The following is a 16,808-nucleotide window of genomic DNA, read 5'->3' on the forward strand; positions in this document are numbered from 1 at the left end:
GCTGCGCGAAGGCCTCGTGCTCGACGAGGCGCTCGTCGAGCGCATCCGGCGCACCATCCGCGAGCACACCACGCCGCGCCACGTGCCGGCGAAAGTGCTGCAGGTGGCGGATATTCCGCGCACCAAGAGCGGCAAGATCGTCGAACTGGCGGTGCGCAACGTGGTGCACGGCCGTCCGGTGAAGAACCAGGAAGCGCTCGCCAACCCCGAGGCGCTGGCGCACTTCCGCAATCGTCCAGAACTCGATGCCTGAAAATACCTCTTCCCTGTCGGTTGCAGCCGACCCTGACGGGCGCCGCGCCGTGGCCGCCGATGTTGCGATGGGCGCCAATCTGGTCGTGCTCGCGCTGTCGCTGCTGCTCGGCATCCAGCCGGTCGCCACCGACCTCTACCTGCCCGCGCTGCCGGCGATCACCGCCGAGTTCGGGGCGTCGCTGGCGCAGGCCCAGCTCACCCTGTCGGGGATGCTGCTCGCGTTCGGCCTGTCCCAGCTCGTGTGGGGGCCGGTTTCCGACCGTTTCGGTCGCCGCCCGGTGCTGCTCGTCGGGCTCGCCGGTTACACCGTCGCCGCTGCCGCCAGCGCGCTCGCCCAGTCGATGGAAGCGCTCGTCGTCTGGCGCATCATCCAGGGGGCGGCGATGGGCGCGTCGGTGATGTGCGCGCGAGCCCTGGTCCGCGATCTCTATACGCCCGAACTCGGCGCGCGGGTGATCAGCAAGGGGCTCACCGGCCTCGGCGTGATCGCCTGCCTGAACCTGCCCCTCGGCGGCTTCCTGGCCGAAGTGTTCGGCTGGCGCGTCACCTTGCTGGCGCCGGCGCTGTTCGCCGCCGCTGCGCTCGGTCTGGTCGCGCTGCGCTTCAGGGAGACGCTGGCCAGACCGAATCCGCGTGCCCTGATGCCGTCCGTCCTGTTGCGGACGTGGGGGCAGATCCTCGCCCATCCGACCTTCTGGGCGTTCACCCTGCTGTCGGCGGCGTCTTACGGCGGGCTGTTCACGATCCTGGCGATGTCGTCCTTCGTCTTCATCACCCTGATGGGAATGACGAAATTCGGCTATGGCCTGCTGATGGTGTCGATGACGTCATCCTACCTGTTCGGCACCGTGTACTGCCGCTACCTGCTGATGCGTGTCGGGGTGCGCCGTGCGGTGACGATCGGCGGCGGTTTTTCCGCGCTCGGCGGCACCTTGCTCGGCGTGCTGGCGCTGGCCGGGGTGGATACGCCGTGGGGGTTGATGCCGGCGGTGTGGCTGTTCGCCGTCGGCCATGGCATCCACCAGGCCTGCGGGCAGGCCGGTGCAGTCGGTCCTTTCCCGCAGGCGGCGGGTGCGGCATCGGCCTTGAGCGGCTTCCTGATGATGCTGGTGGCGTTTGGCATGGGCAGCTGGCTGGGACGGACGGTCGACGGCAGCGTGTTCCCGATGAGCAGCGGAGTGTGGTTCTGGGGCGTGGTGACGGCGCTGGTGGCGTGGGGGATGGTGCGGCGCGTGCGCCTCTGAGCACATCCGGGGAATGCCCCCGGGCAGCGGGCGCCACGTCGTTCACACTCCCCAGACGACCGGCTCCTTCTCGCGCAGCGCGGCTTCGAGCATGTTGAGCAGCGGCCAGGCGCGCTGGGCTAGGCCGACCGGGGCGGCCATCGCGCTGCGGCCGGCTTCGTGCCCTTCGGCGTCCTCGTCGCGCGGACGTTCGGCCTGGCGGGCGCGGTCTTCCTCGATCGCCCTCTTCAGGCGGGTGATGGCTTCGGGTAGCTGGGCCACGGTGACGATGCCGCTGCCCTCGTCTGAAGTCTTGCCCAGAATGTCGATGAGCGTCTGTGCGACGGCGCCGAACATGATGACGTCGGCGCTGGCGGCGGATTTGAACGTGACCAGCATCGGATATGTTCCTTTTTTTATAAACCCTTGACGGCGTAGATCCCGGGCGCGTTGCGCCAGTAGCCCTTGTAGTCCATGCCGCAGCCGAACAGGAAGCGGTCGGCGATGTCCAGGCCGCTGAAGTCGGCACGCATGCCGGGGTAGGCCTTGCGCTCGTGGAGCTTGTGCACCAGCACCGCGGAGAGGACTTCGCCCGCACCTTCTTCCTTCAGGTGGCCGATGATCGCGTTCAGGGTATGGCCTTCGTCGAGGATGTCGTCGAGGACCAGCACGGTGCGCCCGCGCAAGTCCTGGGTCGGGCGCACGCGCCAGTCGAGCAGGGTGCCTTGCAGCGCATGACCGTAGCGGGTGGCGTGCAGGTAGGCCACTTCGAGCGGGAAAGGCAGGCGCGGGAGGATGCGTCCGGCGAGGATCAGGCCACCGTTCATCACTACGTACACCAGCGGGTTGCTGTTGGCCAGGCGGGCAGTGATCTCCGCTGCCATGCGCTCGAGCGCGGCCTCCACTGCGGCGGCGTCGGCGAGGCAGTCGGCCTGTTCGCGGGCGCGCTTGATTTCTTCGAGATCGGGGGACATGGCAGGAGACTGCGCGGGACGGAACGCGCATTTTACTGTGAAACGGCGCCGCCGCCCTGCGCCTCGTTTCGGGTGCTTTTCAGCCTTGCCTGGCCTGGAGCAGGTGGAGCGAGGCGGCGCTGCGCAGGCGGCTGGCAAACGCGTCGCGGATGTGCGCGCGCAGCTCGCGGTCGTCCCAGGGCTTGGGGATGAACTTGTAGAGGGTTCCTTCGTTGATCGCGCGGATCAGGGTGGTGGCGTCTACGTAGTCGGAGAGCATGATGCGGGCGGTTTCCGGGTAGAGGTTCTTGACCCGGGCGAAGAACTCGATGCCGTTCATGTCGGGCATGTGCTCGTCGGAGAGGATGACCTGGACCGGGTGGCAGGCGAGCAGCTCGAGCGCGGCGCGCGCACTGCGGGCGGTGAGGATCTGGTAGCCGTTGTCTTCCAGCGCGCGGGCCAGCGCGGCGTGGATCGCCGGCTCGTCATCGACGATCAGCAAGCTGCGGGTGGCGCCCTGATCCGGGCGGACGAGGCGCGGGTCGGAACCGAGCAGGGACGCCAGCGCGTCGGCCGGCAGGGGCTTGCTGTAGTAATAGCCCTGCATTTCGTCGCACCCCTGGCGGAGCAGGAAGGCGAGCTGAGCCTCGGTTTCCACCCCTTCGGCGACCACTTTCAGCCCCATCTGGTGGGCAAGGCCGACGACCGAGCTGGCGATCGCCGCTGCGGCCGGGTTGCTCAGCGAGTCCTGGACGAAACTGCGGTCGATCTTCAACTGATCGACAGGGAACTTGCTGAGGTAGGCGAGGCTCGAGTAACCGGTGCCGAAATCGTCGATCGCCAGGTGCAGGCCGAGCCGTTTGAGCCGGGCCAGGGTGTCGTTGGCCTGGTCGGGATCCTCCATCAGCGCGCTTTCGGTCAGCTCCAGTTCGAGCAGGTCCGGGGACAGGCCGCTGCCTTCGAGTGCCGCGGCGACGGTTTCGACGAGGTCGGGCTGGCGCAGCTGGGCGGCCGACAGGTTGACGGCGACGACGATCGGGCGCATGCCGGCCTCCTGCCAGGCCTTGTTCTGGCGACAGGCTTCGCTGAGCGCCCAGGCGCCGAGTTGCTGGATCAGCCCGCTTTCCTCGGCGATCGGGATGAAGCGTGCCGGCGAGACGTATTCGTGGGTCACCGGATGGCGCCAGCGGGCCAGCGCCTCGACGGCGATCATGCGCCCGCTGCCCAGGTCGACCTTGGGCTGGTAGTGCAGCTCGAGCTCGTCGCGTGACAGCGACAGGCGCAAGGCGTTTTCCATCGACAGCCGTTCCTGGCTGTCGCGGTTGAGCGCGTCGGTGTAGATGCAGTGGGGGATGCCCTCGGCTTCGGCGTGATGCAGCGCGATCGCAGCCTTGTGCAGCAGCGTTTCGAAGTCGTTGCCGTCGGCCGGCAGCAGGCTGACGCCGGCGGCCACCGAAGGCTGCAGCTTTTCGCCCTTGACGATCACCGGCACGTGGAGGATGTCGACGATATGCTCCAGGATCGGTTGGATGTCTTCGGTCCGGCCGAGCCCGCTGAACATCAGCATGAACTCGGCGCCGCCGTGGCGGGCGACGACATCGCGTTCGGTGGCGCACTGGCTCAGGCGGCGGGAAAGCTTTTCCAGCAGTTCGTCGCCGGCGCTGCGCCCCAGACTGTCGTTGATCTGCTTGAAGCGGCCCAGGCCGAGCGATATCAGCGCGATACAGGTGCCGCTGCGCTGCGCTTCGGCGCTGGCCTGCTCGAATTTTTCCTTCAGCAGGTTGCGGTTGGGAAGGCCGGTGAGCTCGTCGTAGCTGGCAAGGAAGGCGAGGCGGTCCTCGATCCGGCGGCGGGCGCTGATGTCGTGCTGGACGCCGATGAAATGGGTGATTTCGCCTTTCTCGTCGATCACCGGCGTGATCTGCACCGAGGCCCAGTAGAGCGAGCCGTTCTTGTGGCGGTTGATCAGCTCGCCCTGCCAGACCTGGCCTTTCTGGATCGTCTCCCACATTTCGTGGTACTGGGCCTGGGCGTTCAGCCCCGAGGTCCAGAAACCCGCCTTGCGGCCGAGTGCATCGCCGTTTTCGTGCCCGGTGATGTCGACGAAACAGGTGTTGGTGTACTGGATGATCCCCTGGGGGTCGGTGATGCAGACGGCGCTGGCGCTGTGCTTGATGACGGTGTTGAGCTTGCGCAGCTCGAGCGCGTCGGCCTCGCGCCGCTCGATGTCGGCAAGCAGGGTCTGGCGCATGTGCTCGAACGCCTGCGAGAGACGGCCGAGTTCGTCTGCGCCGCCCGTTTCCATGGGCTGGGTGAGGTCGCCGGCGGAGATCCGGGTGGTGGCCTGTTCGAGCGACTGCAGCGGCTGCAGTACGCGCTTCCTGAGGGTGAACACCGCCTGCCAGAACAGCAAGGTCAGGGCACAGACGGTGAAGGCGAGCAGGCTCAGGGTGCGCTCGGCCTGCTGGTGCAGATCATTGACGTCGCGGCCGAAGTGAGCGCCCATCGCCGAGGACAGCTCGGCGATGGCGTCGATGGCCCGGGTCGCCTCTGCGTACCAGGTCTCGGCGCTGACCGGGTAAGGACGCTCGGCCACGCCCTGCTCATAGACCTCGGCGCGGATTTCGCTGTAACGCTTCAGGTTGTCCCAGTAGGCGGTTTGTGCCGCAGCCAGCCGGGGACTGTCGGGGAGGTATTGGAGCATCGCTTCGATCCGCCGGCGGGCGTGATTGGTCACGATCCTGTATTCCATAAGCATATACTGGGTGGCGCTGTCGAGCGCCACGCCCCGGGCGATCGCGGTGCTGATCAGGGCGCGCTCGCGCCCCAGCTGTTCGGCGAGAGTGAACAGCACATCGGTGATCACCGGGGCGGGGGCATAGGTGTAGATGTTGCCGGACAGGGGCAGTGTGCCGACCACGATCAGCTCCTGCAGCTCTTCGATCTGGCGCGTCATCAGTGCGATCCACTGGTCGGTACCGAGGCTGTTGGAGATGCCGCGCAGCTGGGCGTCGGTCAGGGCACGGAAATGGGCCATTTCCTCCCGGGTCTTGTCGACCCGGGCGAGCGCCGAGAACAACGGATGCTCGGGCGCGAGCAGGGCGAGCTCGGTGGTGATGGTGGTGAGCCGTTGATGGCGGATGTCGACGAGACTGCGCACGCGTTCGAGTTCGGCGAGCATCGATTGCGTGGCTTTTTCGGGGCGGGCGAGGATCGCTGCGGTGAGCCCGCGCTCCATTGCGGCGTGAGTGCTGATCTGCTGGGCCGTCACGGCCATCTGCGAGGTCAAGTGGATCCACTCGGCGGCCGCGGTCTTGCTGCGGTTGTCGTACAGCTGCCACAGGCCGGCGGCGGCGGACACCAGCGCGAAGGCGCCGAGCAGCATCAAGAACCTGCGTCTGAGAGTCATATCATCGGCTTGTCACGATAGATGGGATACCGCATTCATGCGAACGGCCCCGCTGATACTGCCTCCGATTATGCCAAAAGTATTTATCACGGAGGCATCGTGGATGCCGGAAAAGCTGTTTCGCTATGCTAACAGAAAGTAATTTGGATCGTGTCCACACTTCGGTAAAAAGTACGTTCGGCGCGCCGTCGCATCCCGTGTGCTTGCCGCGACAGGATGCCGGGTCTGGGTCCTCCTTTCAGGTCGATACGGAAACCCGGTCGCGGCCGGCGCTTTTGGCTGCGTACAAGGCCTGGTCGGCGCGGCTCAGCAGCTGTGTGGCGTCGTCACCGGTGAGTGCGGTGACGCCGATGCTGATGCGCACGGTGATGTCGCCGGCTGCCGTCCGTACCGGGTTGTCGGCCAGCGCCCGGCGCAGGCGCTCGGCGAGCGCCTCGCCGTCCTTCAGCCCGATCGCCGGCAGCACGGCGGCGAATTCCTCGCCGCCGAGGCGGCCGGCGGTGTCGCTCTGGCGCAGGCCGCTGCGGATCACCCGGGCGGCGTGTTGCAGCACGGTATCGCCGACGGGGTGGCCGTAGCTGTCGTTGATGCGCTTGAAGTGGTCGATGTCCATCATCAGCAGCACGCCGCTGCGTTCCGGGTGGCTGCGGGCGTCGTCGATCGCCGCATCCAGGCTGGCCATGAAGCTGCGCCGGTTGGGCAGGCCGGTGAGGGTGTCGGTGGTCGCGAGGCGGGCAAGCTCGGCTTCGCGCTTTTTGCGCTCGCTGATGTCGCGCACCAGCCAGACACGGCCGAGCGCGTGGGCGTCGCGCGCGATCGGAACCCATTCGATCGCCAGCGTGCGCTCGGGGCCGTCGCTGACTTCGATGGTATGGCGTTTTTCGGTGCCCTGTGCGGCGTCCGGAAGGTGGAGCCAGCGCATGTGGACCTCGCCGAGCTGGCGGCATAGCTGTGCGTGGGAGATGCCTTCGAGGCGCTCGGCCTGGACATCGAGCGCGAGCAGTTCGCACAGCTTCTGGTTGACCATCACCACCGTGCCGGCGCTGTCTTCCATCAGGACGCCGCCGGGGTAACGCTCGAGCAGGGTGACCATGCGCAGGCGCTCGGTCGCGAGCGCGGTTTCGGCTTCGCGGCGCTCGGTGATGTCGATCAGGGTCCAGACGACGTCGCTGTCGGGGTCTTCCGGGTCGCTCGGCGTGCCGTGCATGTCGAACCAGCGCACCCGGCCGCTGGCGTCGCGCAGCGGATATTCACAGCGCACCTGGCCCCCTGCGCGCAGGGTCGCGTAGTGCCGGTTCATCGTCTGCAGATCGGCCCATTCCACGTGCAGTCCGAGCTCCCTGACGTTTCGGCCCACCGGGTCGATGCCGCCGGAACCGAAGATTTCGCGGGCGCGGGCATTGACCTGGCGGATCTCCCGCGTGCTCGTAAATAAGGCGATCGCGGCCGCACTCTGGTCGAGCAGGGCGGTGCGCAGACGGGCTTCGGCGACGCGGGCGCTGACGTTTTGCAGCGTGCCCGCGACCTGTACGGGGCGGCCGTCGCGGGTGCGCGCGGCGATCCGGCAGCGGCCATGGACCCAGATCCAGTGGCCGTCGCGGTGACGCAGACGGTATTCCCCCTCGGCGCTGCCGGATGCCCCCTGCAGCAGCGCGTCGAGCGCCTGGCGGGTGTGCTGCAGGTCGGCCGGGTGGATGCGCGACTCCCAGGTGGAAATCTGGCGGGGAAGCTCATCCTCGGCGTAGCCCAGCATGGCCGCCCAGCGTTCGTCGAACTGGATTTCCCCGGTGTCGGGCTCCCAGCTCCAGGTTCCGAGGCCACCGGCCTCGAGCGACAGCTCGAGTTGATCGGCCATGGTGGCGAGACGGGCCGCTTGGCGGTGGCCGTACAGGAACATGGCGCTCACCGCCACTGCGACAAGGATCAGCAGTGCGGTGCCGAAGGCGTTTTGCGTACTGTTCTCGCGCAGCACGGCGAGCACCGGGCGGAGGGCTTCGTGCTTGTCGAGGCCGTGGATGACCGTGACCGGGTAAGTCGGGGCGCGCTGCCAGGCGAAATGGCGCAGTACGCCGTCCAGCGGGGGGCGCCATGCGAAGCTGCCGGAGCGGCTGTTGCGCTCGGTCCGGATCGGGCTCGATTCGGGAAGGGACTTTCCCAGTGCTTCATCCATCTGCTGGGAGTGGGCGAGGTAGCGCCCGTCGTCGTCGACCAGCGCGGCGACGTCCGCGGGGCCGGGAAAGATGCGACGCAGGGCGAGGGACAGGGACTCGGCGGTGATCGACACCGCGATCACTCCGGCAAACTGTCCGTCGCGCAGCAGGGGGCGGGAAAGCTGGATCGTCCATTGCCGGGTGAAACGGTCGAACAGCGGTTCGCTGATGAAGGCCCGCGTGCGATGTTCGGGGCCGTGGGCCTGGAAATAGGCGCGCCCGGCGACCGAAGGCGTCGCCGCCGCTTCGTCGGCGCCGGCGCTGGAAAACAGGACCTTGCCGCGGGGGTCGGCGATCAGCACGTGGGCCAGAGTGCCTTCGGGGAGCGCGCTGCGGGCCAGGGCCAGGTCGCCGAGGAAAGTGCGTCCGCCCGGCCCCGCCCACTGCTCGGCGAGGTGGCGGGCGATGTAGTCGGCATTGCCGATGAGGGCGTCGAACTGTACCGCCAGCGCATGGGCGGTTTCGGCGGCGCGCAGCTGGATCTGCTTTTCGGCGGCCTGCAACTGGCTGCGATGGGACGCCTGCAACTGGCTCCAGTGGATCGCCAGCGCGAGCGCCAGCGCCAGCCAGCCGAGGGCGACGATGAGGACCGCGTTTCGTGGCGTTTCGTGGCTACGGCCGGGAATGGATGCAGGGAGGAAGGGCACGGGACGCGGGGCGGGAGGGCACGGCAGGGAAGGGGCTCAGCGCTGGAAATCGTAATCGATCGTCAGCGGTGCATGGTCCGAGAAGCGCTGGTGTTTGTAGACGCTGCCGCTGCGGGCCGTGGCGGCCAGTGCCGGGGTGGCGATCTGGTAGTCCAGGCGCCAGCCGACATTTTTCGCCCAGGCCTGGCCGCGATTGGACCACCAAGTGTAGCAGGCGTCGGTGGCGTCGGGGTGGAGGCGGCGATAGACGTCCACCCAGCCCTGTTCGTCGAACAGGCGGCCGAGCCAGGCGCGCTCCTCGGGCAGGAAGCCGGAGTTCTTCTGGTTCGATTTCCAGTTCTTCAGGTCGATTTCGCGGTGGGCGATGTTCCAGTCGCCGCACACCACGACTTCGCGCCCGCTGGCGTAGAGCTTGGCCATGTGGGGCAGGAAGCGTTCCATGAAGCGGAACTTGATCTGCAGGCGCTCCTCCGAACTGGAACCCGAAGGCAGGTACAGCGACACCACCGACAGCCTGCCGAAGTCGAGCTGCAGGAAGCGGCCTTCGGCATCGATGTCGGCGATGCCCAGTCCTTCGGTCACGCGTTCCGGTTCGTGCCGGCTGTAGATCCCGACCCCGCTGTAGCCTTTCTTCTCGGCATGATGGAACCAGCCTTGCATCCCGGCCGGCGCCCGCATCGCGGCGCTGAGGTCGCCGGCCTGCGCTTTGAGCTCCTGCACGCAGACCACATCGGCCTGCTGCTGCGGCAGCCAGTCGAGAAAGCCCTTGCCGACCGCCGAGCGGATGCCGTTGAGGTTGAGGGAGATGATGCGTAACATGAGCGCTTCCGAAATGATGCTGCACTGCGGCAGACAAACCATGGATTTTAGCCGGGATTTCATCGCCCTCGCCTGTCGCAAAGGGGTGCTGCGCTTCGGCGCCTTCGTCACCAAGGCCGGGCGTGACTCGCCTTATTTCTTCAACGCCGGACTGTTCGACGACGGCGCTTCGTTCCGCGAACTGTGCGGCTACTACGCGCGCGCGATCCGCGACTCGGGGGTCGCCTGCGACATGCTGTTCGGGCCGGCCTACAAGGGCATTCCGCTGGTCGCCGGCACCGCGATCCGGCTCGCCGAGGACGGCATCGGCCTGCCCTTCGCCTTCAACCGCAAGGAAGCCAAGGACCACGGCGAGGGCGGCACCCTGATCGGCGCGCCGCTGGCGGGCCGCGTCCTGATTCTGGACGACGTGATCTCGGCCGGTACTTCGGTGCGCGAATCGGTCGAGCTGATCCGTGCCGCCGGAGCGGTGCCGGCGGGTGTGGTGATCGCGCTCGATCGCATGGAACGAGGGCAAAGTTCCTTGTCCGCGGTCGAAGAGGTGAAGCAGAATTTCGGCATTCCGGTGATCGCGGTCGCCACTCTCGAGGATCTCGTGGCCTACCTCGGGGAGGCGCCCGAGCTTGCCGCCAACCTCGAGGCTGTCATGGCGTATCGGCAACAGTATGGGATCTCCTCGCGTTGAGTCCTTTCCCGGCCGGCCCGGCGCCGGCCTGCTCCTGGTTGCCGTGTTGCTGGCGGGCGAAGCCGTGGCGCAACCGCCCGCCGCCCGCACCATCTACTGCTGCGACGTCGGCGGCCAGCCGGTATGCGGCGATATCCTGCCTGCGGCCTGCTACGGCCGCGCGTACCGGGAGTTGAACCCTTCGGGCGTCGTGCGCCGCACCGTGCCTGCACCGCTCACCGCCGACGAGCTTTCCCGTCGCGCCGAACTCGAACGCCAGCGTCGCGCCGACGAGGCCGAGCGTCAGCGCCAGCAGCGCCTGGACCAGGCGCTGCTCGAAACCTACCGCAGCCTGGACGATCTCGACCGCCGGCGCGACCGCGAACTGCGCGATGTCGAGCGCACGCTGGACGAGCTGCGCGAGCGCGAGGCGGCATTGGTCGAGCGCCAGCGCGCCCTGATCCAGGACGCGACCCGGACCGACAAGAGCGATGTCGCCGCCAGCCTGGAGCGCGACATCCGCACCCTCGACAGCGAGATCATCGCCCAGCGTGGCGTTCTCGAGGCGAAGACCAGGGAGCGCGCTGCCGTGCTCGAGCGCTTCGCCGAGGATCGCCGGCGTTATCTTGAACTCACTGCGGAAGACGGCGGGATGCCGCCGTCGCGCTGATTCGGGTACGCCGGGCACATGACGGCCGCAACCAGAGCCCGCCCGCCCTGCGGTGCCGGCGCGGCCGGCGCGCCGCAGCCATGAGCGCGGCGCTCGCACTCGACGCCGTGGCTGCCTGCATGGCCCGCGCCGAGCGCTTGCTGTTCATCACCGGCGCCGGGATCTCGGCCGATTCCGGGTTGCCGACCTACCGTGGCATCGGCGGGCTCTACCACGACCGCCTCACCGCCGATGGCCTTTGCATCGAAGAGGCCTTGTCGGGGGCGACGATGGCGGCACGCCCGGAATTGGCATGGAAATACATCGCAGAGATCGAAGCCCGCTGCCGCGGCGCGCAGCCCAACGCCGCGCACCGCCTGATCGCCGCCCTCGAACAGGAAAAATCCATGGTCTGCGTGCTGACGCAGAACGTCGATGGGTTGCACCGCGCCGCCGGTTCGCGCAACGTCATCGAGCTGCATGGCACGCTCCACCGCCTGTGCTGCACGGCCTGCCACCACCGGCGCGAGGTCGCCGATTACGCCGGCCTGCGGATTCCGCCCGAGTGTCCGCTGTGCGGCGCGACGATGCGCCCGGACGTGGTGCTGTTCGGCGAGGCCTTGCCGGTGCGGGCCCTCGCGCGCCTCGATGCCGTGCTCGGCGAAGGGGTGGAGATGGTGCTGGCGGTCGGCACTTCGGGCGCCTTTCCGTACATTGCCGCCCCGGTGCACTGGGCGCTGCAGCGCGGTCTGCCCACGGTCGAGATCAACCCCGGCGAGACCGCCCTCAGCGCCGTCGTCACCCACCGCCTGCGCCTGCGCGCGGCCGAGGCCTTGCCCGAACTCTGGCGCCGCATGCACCCGTCCGAACCGGCGGAGGATTGAGCGGGGACGGCCGCGCGGGGGACGCGCGCGCCGCTCCGGTCCGCTTTACAGCAGCACGCGCTCGATGCCGCCGCGGTTGGCCTTGGCGACGTAGTCGGGCAGCCAGTTCTCGCCCAGCAGGTGGCGTGCCAGTTCGATGACGATGTAGTCGGGTTCGATGCCCCCGGCGTCGTCGGCGAAGCGGTGCATGCCCTGCAGGCAGCTCGGGCAGGAGGTGAGGATCTTCACTTTCGCACCCGGAGCGTCCTCGCGCAGCTTCGCCGCGCCTTTCTCGATTTCCTCCTGCTTGCGGAAGCGCACCTGGGTCGAGATGTCGGGGCGGGCCACCGCCAGGGTGCCCGACTCGCCGCAGCAGCGGTCGGACAGATCGACGCGGGTGCCCATCAGCGCGTTGGCGACCTTGATCCCCGCATGCACTTTCATCGGCGTGTGGCAGGGCTCGTGGTACATGTACCTGACGCCCTGCACGCCGTCGAGCCTGACCCCCTTCTCCATCAGGTATTCGTGGATGTCGAGCAGGCGGCAGCCGGGGAAGATCTTGTCGAATTCGTACTTCTGCAGCTGGTCCATGCAGGTGCCGCAGGACACGATCACGGTCTTGATGTCGAGGTAGTTCAGGGTGTTGGCGACGCGGTGGAAGAGCACGCGGTTGTCGGTGGTGATCTTCTGCCCCTTGTCGTCCTCGCCGGCGGAGGTCTGCGGGTAGCCGCAGCACAGGTAGCCGGGCGGCAGCACGGTCTGCGCGCCGACGTGGTAGAGCATCGCCTGGGTGGCGAGCCCGACCTGGCTGAACAGACGCTCGGAGCCGCAGCCGGGGAAGTAGAACACCGCTTCCGAATCGCCGTTGGCCTTGTGCGGGTCGCGGATCACCGGGATGACCTTGTCGTCCTCGATGTCGAGCAGGGCGCGGCTGGTCTTCTTCGGCAGGTTGCCCGGCATCGGCTTGTTGATGAAGTGGATGACCTGGGCACGGATCGTCGGTGCGACCAGTGGTGGTTTGCCGAGCGTGGCCGGCGGCGCCGCGAGCTGGGGCTGGATGAGGCCGAACTTCTTGCCCAGACCGTGTGCCCAGCGTTGCGCCTTGTAGCCCCACTCGATCATGCCGGTGCGGATGGCCTTGATCGTGGCCGGGTCCTTCACCGTGAGGAAGGCCATCGCCGCGGCCTTGCCCGGGTTGAACGATTTCTTGCCTTCCTTGCGCAGCAGGTTGCGCATCTTGATCGAGACGTCGCCGAAGTCGATGTCCACCGGGCAGGGCTTCTCGCACTTGTGACAGATCGTGCAGTGGTCGGCGACATCCTCGAACTCGGCCCAGTGCGCCAGCGACACGCCGCGCCGGGTCTGTTCCTCGTAGAGGAAGGCCTCGATCAGCAGCGAGGTCGACAGGATCTTGTTGCGCGGCGAGTACAGCAGGTTGGCGCGCGGCACATGGGTCGAGCACACCGGCTTGCACTTGCCGCAGCGCAGGCAGTCCTTGATGTCGTGCGCGATCTCGCCGACCGCAGTCTGCTCCATGATCAGCGACTCGTGGCCCATCAGGTTGAAGCTGGGGGTGTAGGCGTTGGCGAGATTGCCGCCTTTCATCAGCTTGCCGCGGTTGAAGCGGCCTTCCGGGTCGACCTTTTCCTTGTAGGCCCAGAACGCGGCCATCTGCTCGTCGCTCAGGTAGTCGAGCTTGGTGATGCCGATGCCGTGCTCGCCGGAAATCACCCCGTCGAGGCTCTTGGCCAGCGCCATGATGCGATCGACGGCACGGTTGGCGCGCTGCAGCATCTCGTAATGGTCGGAGTTGACCGGAAGGTTGGTGTGCACGTTGCCGTCGCCGGCGTGCATGTGGAGGGCGACGAAGACGCGGCCGCGCAGGACTTCCTGGTGGATTTCGCCGATACGGGCGAGGATGCGGGCGAACAGCGCGCCGTCGAAAATGTGTTCGAGCCGCGGGCGGAGTTCGCCCTTCCACGACACACGGATCGAGTAGTCCTGCAGGCGGTGGAACAGCAGGGGATGTTCGGTGCGGTTGGAGAGCTCGCCGGCGTCGATGCCGTATTCGGCAAAGTGGCGTTCGGCTTCGGCGAGGGGGATGTCGAGATTGTCCAGCAGCCATTGCCAGCGCCGGCGTACCTGGGCGATCTGCTCGAGGGCCTGGGCGCGGTGGTCGGCGATCAGGGTGTCGCGATCGACGATCTCGTCCTTGAGTTCGAGCGGCAGTTCGCCCTGCAGGAAGGCGGCCAGGGTGTCGCACAGTTCGAGCTTGTTGTGGATCGACAGCTCGATGTTGATCCGCTCGATGCCGTCGCAGTATTCGCCCATGCGCGGCAGCGGGATCACGACGTCCTCGTTGATCTTGAACGCATTGGTGTGGCGCGAGATCGCCGCGGTGCGGCTGCGCTCGAGCCAGAAGCGCTTGCGCTGCTCGGGGCTGACGGCGATGAAGCCTTCCGCACCGCGGGTATTGGTCATGCGCACGACGGCGGAGGCGGCGGCCATCACCGCGTCCTCGTCGTGGCCGACGATGTCGCCGATCAGCACCATCTTCGGGCGGCCGTGGCGCTTGGCCTTGGTGGCGTAGCCGACGGCCTTGACGTAGCGTTCGTCGAGGTGCTCGAGGCCTGCGAGCTGCACCCCCGCGGCATGGCCGGCGCCGCCGGGCTTGAACCAGTCGGTGATCTCGACGATCGCCGGCACCGCCTCGCGCACCTGACCGAAGAACTCCAGGCACACGGTGCGCGCGACCGGCGGCATCTTGTGCAGCACCCAGCGCGCGGCGACGATCAACCCGTCGGTGCCTTCCTTCTGCACGCCGGGGACGCCGCCGAGGAACTTGTCGGTGACGTCCTTGCCGAGGCCGGCCTTGCGGCAGCTCGCCCCCGGCAGGGCGAGGATCTCTTCGCCGAGCGGGCGGTAGCTGAGGCCGTCGAAGCGGCGCAGGCGGAAGCGCACCGTCTCCTGCTCGTGGATCTTGCCGAAGTTGTGGTCGAGGCGCTCGACTTCGAGCCAGTCGCCGTCGGGCGTGACCATCTTCCACCACGCCAGGTTGTCGAGCGCGGTGCCCCACAGCACCGCCTTCTTGCCGCCGGCGTTCATCGCGATGTTGCCGCCGATGCACGATGCGCTGGCCGAGGTCGGGTCGACCGCGAACACGCGCCCGGCCGCGGCCGCGGCCTCGGCGACGCGCTCGGTGACGACCCCGGCGCCGGTGCGGATGGTGGCGTAGGGTGCGGGCAGCGGACCGTCGAGCCCGGGCAGGACGGTGTCTTCGACTGCGCTCATGGCGAGCAGCTTCTCGGTGTTGATCACCACCGAGTTCGCATCGAGCGGCACGGCGCCGCCGGTGTAGCCGGTGCCGCCGCCGCGCGGGATGATGGTCAGGCCGAGCGTGATGCACTCCCGCACCAGCGGCGCCATCTCCTCTTCGGTGTCGGGGTAGAGCACGGCGAAGGGGTATTCGACGCGCCAGTCGGTGGCGTCGGTGACGTGGGAGACGCGGGCGTGGCCGTCGAAGCAGATGTTGTCGCGGCGGGTGTGCTTCGCCAGGGCCTTCAGGACCGCCTTGCGCCGCCGCGCAGTGTCGTCGAACCAGCGCTCGAAGTCGGACACCGCCTCGCGCGCGTGGGCCACCAGCAAAGCGACGCGGTCGTTGCCCTGACGGCGCTTGTCGATCTCGTTGAGACGATGGTTGAGCGCGCCGATCAGCGCGTTGCGGCGCTCGTGGCTGGTGAGCAGATCGTCTTCGAGATAGGGGTTGCGGCGGACCACCCAGATGTCGCCGAGCACTTCGTAGAGCATGCGCGCGGAGCGCCCGGTGACGCGCTCGGCGCGCAGCTCGTCCAGCGCCGACCAGGTTTCGGCGCCGAGCAGGCGGATGATGATCTCGCGGTCCGAGAACGAAGTGTAGTTGTACGGGATTTCGCGCAGGCGTTGGGTCATTGGCGTGCCGGGGAAATTGCTGCTGGGGAACGAACCATTCTAGCGAACCGCAGTGCACCATGCAGCAAAAACAAAGACCTTGCGCATGCTGCGGTTTTGCCTGGAGCGGCGGGCGGGAGCGGGCGGGCTGTGCGGCCCGTTCCCGCTGAGAACCGGGATTGACGCTGGCCGGGGGCGTTCAGGATGCTGCCCACACCACGACAGCGTAGCGCAGACCCTTGCCGACCGCCATCCACAACAGGCAGGTCAGCCCGTTCAGGCGCAGCACGCCGGCCGCGACGCACAGCGCGTCGCCGATCAGCGGCACCCACGACAGCAGCAGGCTGAGGCTGCCCCAGCGCTGGACGGCGGCGAGCTGCGGCGGTATTTCCTTGCGCGGCACGATGCGGCCGAGGAGGTAGGTGCTCATCCCGCCGGCGGTGTTGGCCACCGTGGCGACAAGCAGCGCCTGGAGCGTGAGTTCGGGGCGGAGGGCGACGAGCCCGGCGAGCACCACCTCCGATCCGCCGGGCAGCAGGGTGGCGGCGAGAAAGGCCGCCAGCGCCAGCCCGCCGAGCGCGGCCAGCTCAGTGCCGTGCATGGCGAGGACCGCAGCTGGCGGGCGCAGCGCTAGCGGCAGGGGGCGAGGCGTCCCGCTCGCCTGCAGACGAATCCGGAATTGACATGCAGATATGACGATAGCAAAATAAATTTACGCATTTTGCGTAAATTGGATATCGAGGAGGCTGTCTCATGAAAACCATTCTGTCCGCTGTCGCCGCAAGTCTTGCGTTGTCCGCGCTGCTGCCCGCGCAGGCCTGGGCCAATCCCCAGCACGAGCGCATGAAGCGTTGCAATGCGGAGGCGAAAACACAGGCACTGAAGGGCGAGGAGCGCAAGGCGTTCATGAGCACCTGCCTGAAAGGAAAACATGAGGGAGGCGCGGTGCAGGCCGCAGCCGGTGCGGCCCAGCCGGCGCCCGCCGGGCAAGCGCCGGACGCGGCGAAAACCGCTGGCGCTGCGGCCTCGGCGGCGCCGGTGGCTGCCGCCGCTGCGGAGAAGGCAAAGGCGGCCGATGACCAGGCCAGGGCGACGGCGTGCAACCAGTCGGCAACCGAGCAATCGCTCAAGGGCGCCAAGCGCAAGGCTTTCGTCAGCGAGTGCCTGAAAGGCTGACGCCCCGCGCTCT

12 protein-coding genes and 1 pseudogene are annotated in these 16,808 nt (G+C 67.8%); 6 read left to right on the forward strand and 7 right to left on the reverse strand.

What is annotated here, in order from left to right; translation table 11 throughout:
• Positions 1-253, forward strand: a pseudogene (locus MXC99_RS09150) (acetoacetate--CoA ligase); the annotation flags it as partial.
• A gap of 67 nt (positions 254-320) precedes the next feature.
• The gene (locus tag MXC99_RS09155; protein WP_247725237.1) at positions 321-1,499 is read left to right on the forward strand and encodes an MFS transporter; all 1,179 of its coding nucleotides are present in this window, start codon (positions 321-323) and stop codon (positions 1,497-1,499) included.
• Between the two features lie 42 nt (positions 1,500-1,541).
• Here MXC99_RS09155 and MXC99_RS09160 read toward each other — a convergent pair whose 3' ends face one another.
• From MXC99_RS09160 to MXC99_RS09180, 5 genes are all read right to left on the reverse strand, one after another.
• Positions 1,542-1,877 (reverse strand): DUF1840 domain-containing protein, encoded by a 336-nt coding sequence (locus MXC99_RS09160; RefSeq protein WP_247725154.1) that lies wholly within the window; start codon positions 1,875-1,877, stop codon positions 1,542-1,544.
• A 17-nt stretch (positions 1,878-1,894) separates the two neighbouring features.
• Positions 1,895-2,452, reverse strand: coding sequence for a hypoxanthine-guanine phosphoribosyltransferase (locus MXC99_RS09165; protein ID WP_247725155.1), 558 nt, complete (start codon positions 2,450-2,452; stop codon positions 1,895-1,897).
• A 79-nt stretch (positions 2,453-2,531) separates the two neighbouring features.
• A complete protein-coding gene (locus MXC99_RS09170) occupies positions 2,532-5,840 on the reverse strand; it encodes an EAL domain-containing protein (protein ID WP_247725156.1) in 3,309 nt (1,102 codons plus the stop codon).
• A 238-nt stretch (positions 5,841-6,078) separates the two neighbouring features.
• A complete protein-coding gene (locus MXC99_RS09175; RefSeq protein ID WP_247725157.1) occupies positions 6,079-8,697 on the reverse strand; it encodes a sensor domain-containing diguanylate cyclase in 2,619 nt (872 codons plus the stop codon).
• Between the two features lie 36 nt (positions 8,698-8,733).
• Positions 8,734-9,516 carry an exodeoxyribonuclease III gene (locus tag MXC99_RS09180; protein WP_247725158.1) on the reverse strand — a complete coding sequence of 261 codons (783 nt, stop codon included), beginning with the start codon at positions 9,514-9,516 and terminating at the stop codon, positions 8,734-8,736.
• A 40-nt stretch (positions 9,517-9,556) separates the two neighbouring features.
• Here MXC99_RS09180 and pyrE point away from each other — a divergent pair, with 40 nt between their 5' ends.
• From pyrE to MXC99_RS09195, 3 genes are all read left to right on the forward strand, one after another.
• Complete coding sequence (pyrE, locus tag MXC99_RS09185; protein WP_247725238.1) at positions 9,557-10,201, forward strand: orotate phosphoribosyltransferase; 645 nt, start codon at positions 9,557-9,559, stop codon at positions 10,199-10,201.
• A complete protein-coding gene (locus tag MXC99_RS09190; RefSeq protein ID WP_247725159.1) occupies positions 10,182-10,850 on the forward strand; it encodes an FUSC family protein in 669 nt (222 codons plus the stop codon). Before pyrE ends, MXC99_RS09190 begins: the two co-directional genes overlap by 20 nt.
• An 80-nt stretch (positions 10,851-10,930) precedes the next feature.
• A complete protein-coding gene (locus tag MXC99_RS09195) occupies positions 10,931-11,713 on the forward strand; it encodes an NAD-dependent deacylase (protein WP_247725160.1) in 783 nt (260 codons plus the stop codon).
• A 45-nt stretch (positions 11,714-11,758) separates the two neighbouring features.
• Here the strand turns inward: MXC99_RS09195 and MXC99_RS09200 are convergent, their stop codons facing one another.
• A complete protein-coding gene (locus MXC99_RS09200; protein ID WP_247725161.1) occupies positions 11,759-15,640 on the reverse strand; it encodes a DUF3683 domain-containing protein in 3,882 nt (1,293 codons plus the stop codon).
• 178 nt (positions 15,641-15,818) lie between these two features.
• A complete protein-coding gene (locus MXC99_RS09205) occupies positions 15,819-16,220 on the reverse strand; it encodes a YqaA family protein (RefSeq protein ID WP_247725162.1) in 402 nt (133 codons plus the stop codon).
• Between the two features lie 191 nt (positions 16,221-16,411).
• Between MXC99_RS09205 and MXC99_RS09210 the strand changes: the two genes are divergently transcribed.
• A complete protein-coding gene (locus MXC99_RS09210) occupies positions 16,412-16,795 on the forward strand; it encodes a PsiF family protein (protein WP_247725163.1) in 384 nt (127 codons plus the stop codon).
• Positions 16,796-16,808: the final 13 nt, after the last annotated feature.

Source organism: Thauera aromatica (assembly GCF_023093595.1).
GTDB classification, from domain to species: domain Bacteria; phylum Pseudomonadota; class Gammaproteobacteria; order Burkholderiales; family Rhodocyclaceae; genus Thauera; species Thauera aromatica_A.

Coding starts and splice junctions, on each gene's coding strand:
- MXC99_RS09160 (WP_247725154.1), bottom strand. CDS start 1,877: ATGCTGGTCACGTTCAAATCCGCCGCCAGCGCCGACGTCATCATGTTC.
- MXC99_RS09165 (WP_247725155.1), bottom strand. CDS start 2,452: ATGTCCCCCGATCTCGAAGAAATCAAGCGCGCCCGCGAACAGGCCGAC.
- MXC99_RS09200 (WP_247725161.1), bottom strand. CDS start 15,640: ATGACCCAACGCCTGCGCGAAATCCCGTACAACTACACTTCGTTCTCG.
- MXC99_RS09180 (WP_247725158.1), bottom strand. CDS start 9,516: ATGTTACGCATCATCTCCCTCAACCTCAACGGCATCCGCTCGGCGGTC.
- MXC99_RS09155 (WP_247725237.1), top strand. CDS start 321: ATGGGCGCCAATCTGGTCGTGCTCGCGCTGTCGCTGCTGCTCGGCATC.
- MXC99_RS09195 (WP_247725160.1), top strand. CDS start 10,931: ATGAGCGCGGCGCTCGCACTCGACGCCGTGGCTGCCTGCATGGCCCGC.
- MXC99_RS09190 (WP_247725159.1), top strand. CDS start 10,182: ATGGGATCTCCTCGCGTTGAGTCCTTTCCCGGCCGGCCCGGCGCCGGC.
- pyrE (WP_247725238.1), top strand. CDS start 9,557: ATGGATTTTAGCCGGGATTTCATCGCCCTCGCCTGTCGCAAAGGGGTG.
- MXC99_RS09205 (WP_247725162.1), bottom strand. CDS start 16,220: ATGCACGGCACTGAGCTGGCCGCGCTCGGCGGGCTGGCGCTGGCGGCC.
- MXC99_RS09170 (WP_247725156.1), bottom strand. CDS start 5,840: ATGACTCTCAGACGCAGGTTCTTGATGCTGCTCGGCGCCTTCGCGCTG.